General features: G+C 68.5%; 6 protein-coding genes. All 6 read left to right on the top strand.

The genetic code is table 11. The features are described from left to right. Positions 1-911: pyridoxal phosphate-dependent aminotransferase (locus tag PHQ87_RS04705; RefSeq protein WP_300231712.1), on the top strand; the 911-nt coding region annotated here is incomplete at its 5' end. Positions 912-1,078: 167 nt separating this feature from the next. Continuing rightward, positions 1,079-1,345 carry a 30S ribosomal protein S15 gene (gene rpsO / locus PHQ87_RS04700; protein ID WP_300231711.1) on the top strand — a complete coding sequence of 89 codons (267 nt, stop codon included), beginning with the start codon at positions 1,079-1,081 and terminating at the stop codon, positions 1,343-1,345. Positions 1,346-1,564: 219 nt separating this feature from the next. Then, a complete protein-coding gene (gene pnp, locus PHQ87_RS04695) occupies positions 1,565-3,709 on the top strand; it encodes a polyribonucleotide nucleotidyltransferase (protein WP_300231710.1) in 2,145 nt (714 codons plus the stop codon). Between the two features lie 19 nt (positions 3,710-3,728). Further along, positions 3,729-4,718, top strand: a complete 990-nt coding sequence (locus tag PHQ87_RS04690) for an NAD(P)H-quinone oxidoreductase (protein WP_300231715.1) — start codon at positions 3,729-3,731, stop codon at positions 4,716-4,718. 64 nt (positions 4,719-4,782) lie between these two features. After that, positions 4,783-5,526, top strand: coding sequence for a triose-phosphate isomerase (gene tpiA, locus PHQ87_RS04685; RefSeq protein WP_300231709.1), 744 nt, complete (start codon positions 4,783-4,785; stop codon positions 5,524-5,526). 44 nt (positions 5,527-5,570) lie between these two features. Then, on the top strand, positions 5,571-5,942 hold the full coding sequence (secG, locus tag PHQ87_RS04680) for a preprotein translocase subunit SecG (RefSeq protein ID WP_300231708.1): 372 nt from the start codon (positions 5,571-5,573) through the stop codon (positions 5,940-5,942). The last annotated feature ends 58 nt before the right edge of the window (positions 5,943-6,000 follow it).

The raw sequence follows: 6,000 nt of genomic DNA, 5'->3' as shown, positions 1-6,000 counted from the left end.
GGCGTGTGGCGGTCACCTCCGGCGGCGTCAACGGTCTCATGCTGGCCTGCCAGGCCCTGCTCGAAGCGGGCGACGAGGTCGTGGCGGTCACGCCGGTGTGGCCGAATCTGGTCGCGCAGCCGGCCATCCTCGGCGCGCATGTGCGGCGCGTGCCGCTGGTGCCGAAGGCGGGTGCCTGGACGCTCGACCTCGATGCACTCAAGGCCGCCGTCACGTCCGCCACACGGCTGCTGGTGGTCAACGCCCCGAACAACCCCACGGGCTGGACGCTCACCCGTGACGAGCAGCAGGCCATCCTGGCCCACTGCCGCGACACCGGCACCTGGATCCTGGCCGACGAGGTCTATGAGCGCCTGTACTACGGCGACGAAACCGGCAACGGCGCCGCCCCCAGCTTCCTCGACGTCGCCGGACCGCAGGACCGCCTCGTCGTCACGCACAGCTTCTCCAAGAGCTTCCTGATGACCGGCTGGCGCATGGGCTGGCTGGTGCTGCCGCCGGGCATGACGGCGGCCGTGGGTAAGCTGATCGAGTTCAACACCTCCTGCGCGCCGGTGTTCGTGCAGCGCGGCGCCCTGGCCGCCCTGGAGCATGCCCAGGCCATCACCCCCGCGCTGGTGCATCACCTGCGCGCTTGCCGCGACACCCTGGTGCCGCTGCTGCAGGACCTGCCCGGCGTCAGCCTGGCGGTGCCGCGTGGCGGTATGTACGCGTTCTTTCGCCTCGAGGGGCACGACGACTGCCTGCTCACGGCCAAGCGCCTGGTGCGCGAAGCCGGGCTGGGCCTGGCGCCCGGCAGCGCCTTTGGCCCCGAGGCGGCCGGCTGGTACCGCTGGTGCTTCGCCAGTCGCGACACGGAGCGCCTGCGCGAGGGCGTGCGCCGCCTGTCGGCGTGGTTGGCCCGGGTCTGAGCCTGTCCGCTGACGGACACCCTGCACCTTGCCGCATCGGACGCTCCGGTTATAATGACCGGTTGCTGCTCGCCAGGTATGGCCCGTCGGGCGGCATTCACGCCCGGTGCGGCGCCCCTGACAGGGGTGTGCTGCGCCGGGACGCACGTCACCATCAGGAAATCGAAATGATCGACAAACAAGTCAAGGCCGACGTCATCGCGGCCAATGCCCGCGGCACCAACGACACCGGCAGCCCCGAAGTCCAGGTCGCCATCATGACCGCTCGCATCAACGAGCTGATGCCCCACTTCAAGGAACACAAGAAGGACCACCACGGCCGCCGCGGCCTGCTGCGCCTGGTCAGCCGCCGCCGCAAGCTGCTGGACTACCTCAAGGCCAAGGACGCCGACCGCTACGTCGCCCTGATCCAGAAGCTGGGCCTGCGCAAGTAAGCACCAAGGTCTGCTTCATGCACGAAAACGCCTGGGTTGGTTCGCTGGCTCAGGCGTTTTTCGCTTTCAATTATCGGAGTTGACGGTCAGCAGAGCGAAGCTGTGTCATTCCAGGGGGTATGCCGAGGGGCTGGCCCACTGGAATGGCATCGTGTTCTGCCACCGCTTTCTCCGGGCCACGGGCGCCGCCTCAGGCGCCTTCCTCGACAGGAGAAAACCATGACGATGTTCAACAAAGTCACCAAGACCTTCCAGTGGGGCCAGCACACGGTCCGCATGGAAACCGGCGAAATCGCCCGCCAGGCCAGCGGCGCCGTGCTGCTCGACATGGACGGCACCGTGGTGCTGGCCACGGTGGTCGCCCGCAAGGAGGCCAAGGCCGGCCAGGACTTCTTCCCGCTGACGGTCGACTACATCGAAAAAACCTACGCCGCGGGCAAGATCCCGGGCAGCTTCTTCAAGCGTGAAGGCCGCCCGAGCGAGCTCGAAACCCTGACCAGCCGCCTGATCGACCGCCCGATCCGTCCGCTGTTCCCCGAGGGCTTCTTCAACGAAGTGCAGGTGGTCATCCACACGGTGTCGCTCAACCCCGAGGTGGACGCCGACATCGCCGCCATGATCGCCACCAGCGCGGCCCTGGCCGTCTCCGGCATCCCGTTCAACGGCCCGATCGGTGCCGCGCGCGTGGGCTACATCAACGGCCAGTACGTGCTCAACCCCGGCCAGACCGAGCGCCGTAACAGCCAGATGGACCTGGTCGTCGCCGGCACAGAAGCGGCCGTGCTGATGGTCGAGTCCGAGGCCGACCAGTTGTCCGAAGAGATCATGCTGGGCGCCGTGGTGTTCGGTCACGAGCAGGGCAATATCGCCATCGCCGCCATCAACGAGCTGGTGCGCGAGGCCGGCAAGCCCGAGTGGGACTGGCAGGCACCCGTGCAGGACGAGGCCCTGGTCGCCAAGGTCCAGGCGCTGGGCCGCGACAAGCTGGCCGCCGCCTACCAGATCCGCAACAAGCAGGCCCGCACGCAGGCCTGCCGCGAGGCCTATGCCGCCGTCATGGACGGCCTGAAGGCCGAGGGCATCGAGTTCGATCCGGTCAAGGTCGAAGGTCTGCTGTTCGACATCGAGGCGTCCATCGTGCGCGGCCAGATCCTGGCCGGTGAGCCCCGCATCGACGGCCGCGACACCCGCACCGTGCGCCCGATCGAGATCCGCAACGGTGTGCTGCCGCGCACCCACGGCTCGGCGCTGTTCACGCGCGGCGAAACCCAGGCCCTTGTGATCGCCACGCTGGGCACGGACCGCGACGCCCAGCGCATCGACGCGCTGGCCGGTGAATTCGAAGACCGCTTCATGCTGCACTACAACATGCCGCCCTTCGCCACCGGCGAAACCGGCCGCGTGGGCAGCCCCAAGCGCCGCGAGATCGGCCACGGCCGTCTGGCCAAGCGTGCCCTGGTGGCCGCGCTGCCGAGCAAGGACGACTTCCCCTACACCATTCGCGTGGTCTCGGAAATCACCGAATCCAACGGCTCCTCGTCGATGGCCTCGGTCTGCGGCGGCTGCCTGGCGCTGATGGACGCCGGCGTGCCCATGAAGGCGCACGTGGCCGGCATCGCCATGGGCCTGATCAAGGAAGGCAACCGTTTCGCGGTGCTGACCGACATCCTGGGCGATGAAGATCATCTGGGCGACATGGACTTCAAGGTCGCCGGCACCACCGCCGGTGTGACGGCCCTGCAGATGGACATCAAGATCCAGGGCATCACCAAGGAGATCATGCAGGTCGCCCTGGCCCAGGCCAAGGAAGCGCGCATGCACATCCTGGGCAAGATGCAGGAAGCCATGGGCGAGGCCAAGTCCGATATCTCGACCTTCGCGCCGCGCCTGTACACCATGAAGATCAATCCGGAGAAGATCCGCGACGTGATCGGCAAGGGCGGTGCCACCATCCGTGCGCTGACCGAGGAAACCGGTACCCAGATCGACATCGCCGAAGACGGCACCATCACCATCGCCTCGAGCGACGGCGAGAAGGCGGAAGAGGCCAAGCGCCGCATCACCGAGATCACCGCCGAGGTGGAGGTGGGCAAGGTCTACGAAGGCCCGGTCACCAAGATCCTGGACTTCGGCGCCCTGGTCAACCTGCTGCCCGGCAAGGACGGCCTGCTGCACATCAGCCAGATCGCGCACGAGCGCGTGGAAAAGGTCTCCGACTACCTCAAGGAAGGCCAGATCGTGAAGGTCAAGGTGCTGGAGACGGACGAGAAGGGCCGTGTCAAGCTGTCCTTGAAGGCCTTGCTCGACCGCAATGGCGGCAACGGCCGCAACGAGGCCGAGCAACAGCAGCAACAGCAGCAATAAGGCGATGGCGGTGCCGAAGATGAAGGTCGTCGAGATCAACGGCTTTGGCGCGCCCGAGGTGCTGCGCCTGGGCGAGCGCCCGGTGCCGGTGCCCGGAGCGGGCGAGGTGCTGATCCGTGTGCGCGCCTCGGGCATCAACCGTCCCGACGTGGCGCAGCGCAAGGGCAACTACCCGCCGCCGCCCGGCGCCCCGGACTGGCCGGGCCTGGAGGTCGCCGGTGTCGTTGCCGGTGGAGACGCGGCCGCGCTGGCCGCCGCCGGCCTGGCCGAAGGCGACCGGGTCTGCGCGCTGGTGGCTGGGGGCGGCTATGCCGAGTACTGCGTGGCGCCGGCCGAGCAGTGCCTGTCGGTGCCCGATGGCCTGGACGACGTGCAGGCGGCTTCGCTGCCCGAAACCTTCTTCACGGTCTGGAGCAATGTCTTCGACCGCGGTCGCCTGCAGGCCGGTGAAACCCTGCTTGTGCAGGGTGGCTCCAGCGGCATTGGCGTCACCGCCATCCAGTTGGCCAAGGCCTTTGGCGCACGGGTCATCGTCACCGCCGGCAGCGACGAGAAGTGCCAGGCCTGCCTGCGTCTGGGGGCTGATCACGCGATCAACTACCGCACGCAGGACTTCTCCGCCGTGGCGCGCGAGCTGACCGATGGCCGTGGCGTGGACGTGATCCTCGACATGGTGGCGGGCGACTATGTGGCGCGCGAGGTCGAATGCCTGGCCGAGGATGGCCGGCTGGTGATCATCGCGGTGCAGGGTGGTGTCAAGGCCGGCTTCAATGCCAGCCTGGTGCTGCGCCGCCGCCTGACGATCACGGGTTCGACCCTGCGCCCCCGCCCGGTGGCCTTCAAGGGCGCCATCGCCCGCGCACTGCGCGAGCGCGTCTGGCCCCTGCTGGCCGCGGGCCGCGTGCGTCCGGTCATCCACACCACCTTCGAGGCGGCGCGTGCGGCCGAGGCCCATGCCCTGATGGAAAGCAACCAGCACATCGGCAAGATCGTGCTCACATGGTCATGACACCGATCCGCCGCTGCGCCAGCCACCGGGTGGACGGGGACGTGGATCGAGCCTGGAGAATGCAATGAACAGAAAGCTGATCGCCGGCAACTGGAAGATGAACGGCAGCCTGGCTGCCAACGATGCGCTGGTCAAGGCCATGCTGGCCGACATCGGTGTGCCGGCCGCCGACGTGGCCTTGTGCGCACCCGCTCCCTACCTGGCCCAGTTGCAGTCGCTGCTGACCGGCAGTCCCATCGCCTGGGGCGCGCAGGACGTGTCGGCGCACGACAAGGGCGCCTATACGGGCGAGGTCAGCGTCGACATGCTCAAGGACTTCGGTTGCCGGTATTGCCTGGTCGGGCACTCCGAGCGCCGTCAGTACCATGGTGAAACCGACGAGCTCGTGGCCGCCAAGGCGCAGCGGGCGCTGGCCGGCGGCATCACGCCCGTCGTCTGCGTCGGCGAAACCCTGGCCGAGCGCGAGTCCGGTGACACCGAGCTCGTCGTGCGACGCCAGCTGGCCGCCGTGATCCATGCCGTGGGCCACTGCATCAGCGAGATCGTCGTGGCCTACGAGCCGGTCTGGGCCATCGGCACCGGCCGCACGGCCACGCCCGAACAGGCCCAGCAGGTGCATGCCGTGCTGCGTGCCCAGCTGGCCGCGGCCACCACCCATCCGAAACGCGTCCGCATCCTGTACGGCGGCAGCATGAACGCGGCCAACGCCGCCAGCCTGCTGGCACAGCCCGACATCGATGGCGGCCTCATCGGTGGCGCTTCGCTCAAGGCGGCCGACTTCCTGCAGATCGTCGCGGCCGCGGCCTGAGCGGCGCCACCTCACCCCAACGCAATTCCCCGGAGAATGAATCCATGACTGTTCTGATGAACATCCTCCAGACCGTGCAGATCCTGGCGGCGATCGGCATGATCGGCCTGATCCTGATGCAGCACGGCAAGGGCGCCGATGCCGGCGCCGCCTTCGGCGGCGGTGCGGGATCGGCCAGCCTGTTCGGTGCCACCGGCGGGGCCAACTTCCTCTCGCGCACGACCGCCTTGCTGGCGGCGGTGTTCCTGGTCTGCACCCTGGGTCTGGCCTATTTCGGCAACTTGCGCCCGGCCGCACCCTCGGGCAGCGTGCTGGAAGGTGCCGTGATCCCGTCGCCGGCTGCGGCCCCCGCTGCCGCGCCCGCGCCGGCCGACGCGGCGCCGGCGACCGGCGCCGCCCAGATCCCCGGCAAATGAGCGGGGGGCACGGGGCTGCGGCCCCGGCCCGGTGGTTTTTGCATGGGATGTGACCCAA

Origin of the sequence: Hydrogenophaga sp., assembly GCF_028698005.1 — a bacterium.
In the GTDB taxonomy this organism is placed as follows: domain Bacteria; phylum Pseudomonadota; class Gammaproteobacteria; order Burkholderiales; family Burkholderiaceae_C; genus Hydrogenophaga.
This window is presented reverse-complemented; position numbering and strand designations above follow the sequence as displayed.

What these genes read in the sequence shown, in the direction of transcription:
- rpsO (WP_300231711.1), top strand. Translation starts at nt 1,079, where the DNA reads ATGATCGACAAACAAGTCAAGGCCGACGTCATCGCGGCCAATGCCCGC.
- pnp (WP_300231710.1), top strand. Translation starts at nt 1,565, where the DNA reads ATGACGATGTTCAACAAAGTCACCAAGACCTTCCAGTGGGGCCAGCAC.
- PHQ87_RS04690 (WP_300231715.1), top strand. Translation starts at nt 3,729, where the DNA reads ATGAAGGTCGTCGAGATCAACGGCTTTGGCGCGCCCGAGGTGCTGCGC.
- secG (WP_300231708.1), top strand. Translation starts at nt 5,571, where the DNA reads ATGACTGTTCTGATGAACATCCTCCAGACCGTGCAGATCCTGGCGGCG.
- tpiA (WP_300231709.1), top strand. Translation starts at nt 4,783, where the DNA reads ATGAACAGAAAGCTGATCGCCGGCAACTGGAAGATGAACGGCAGCCTG.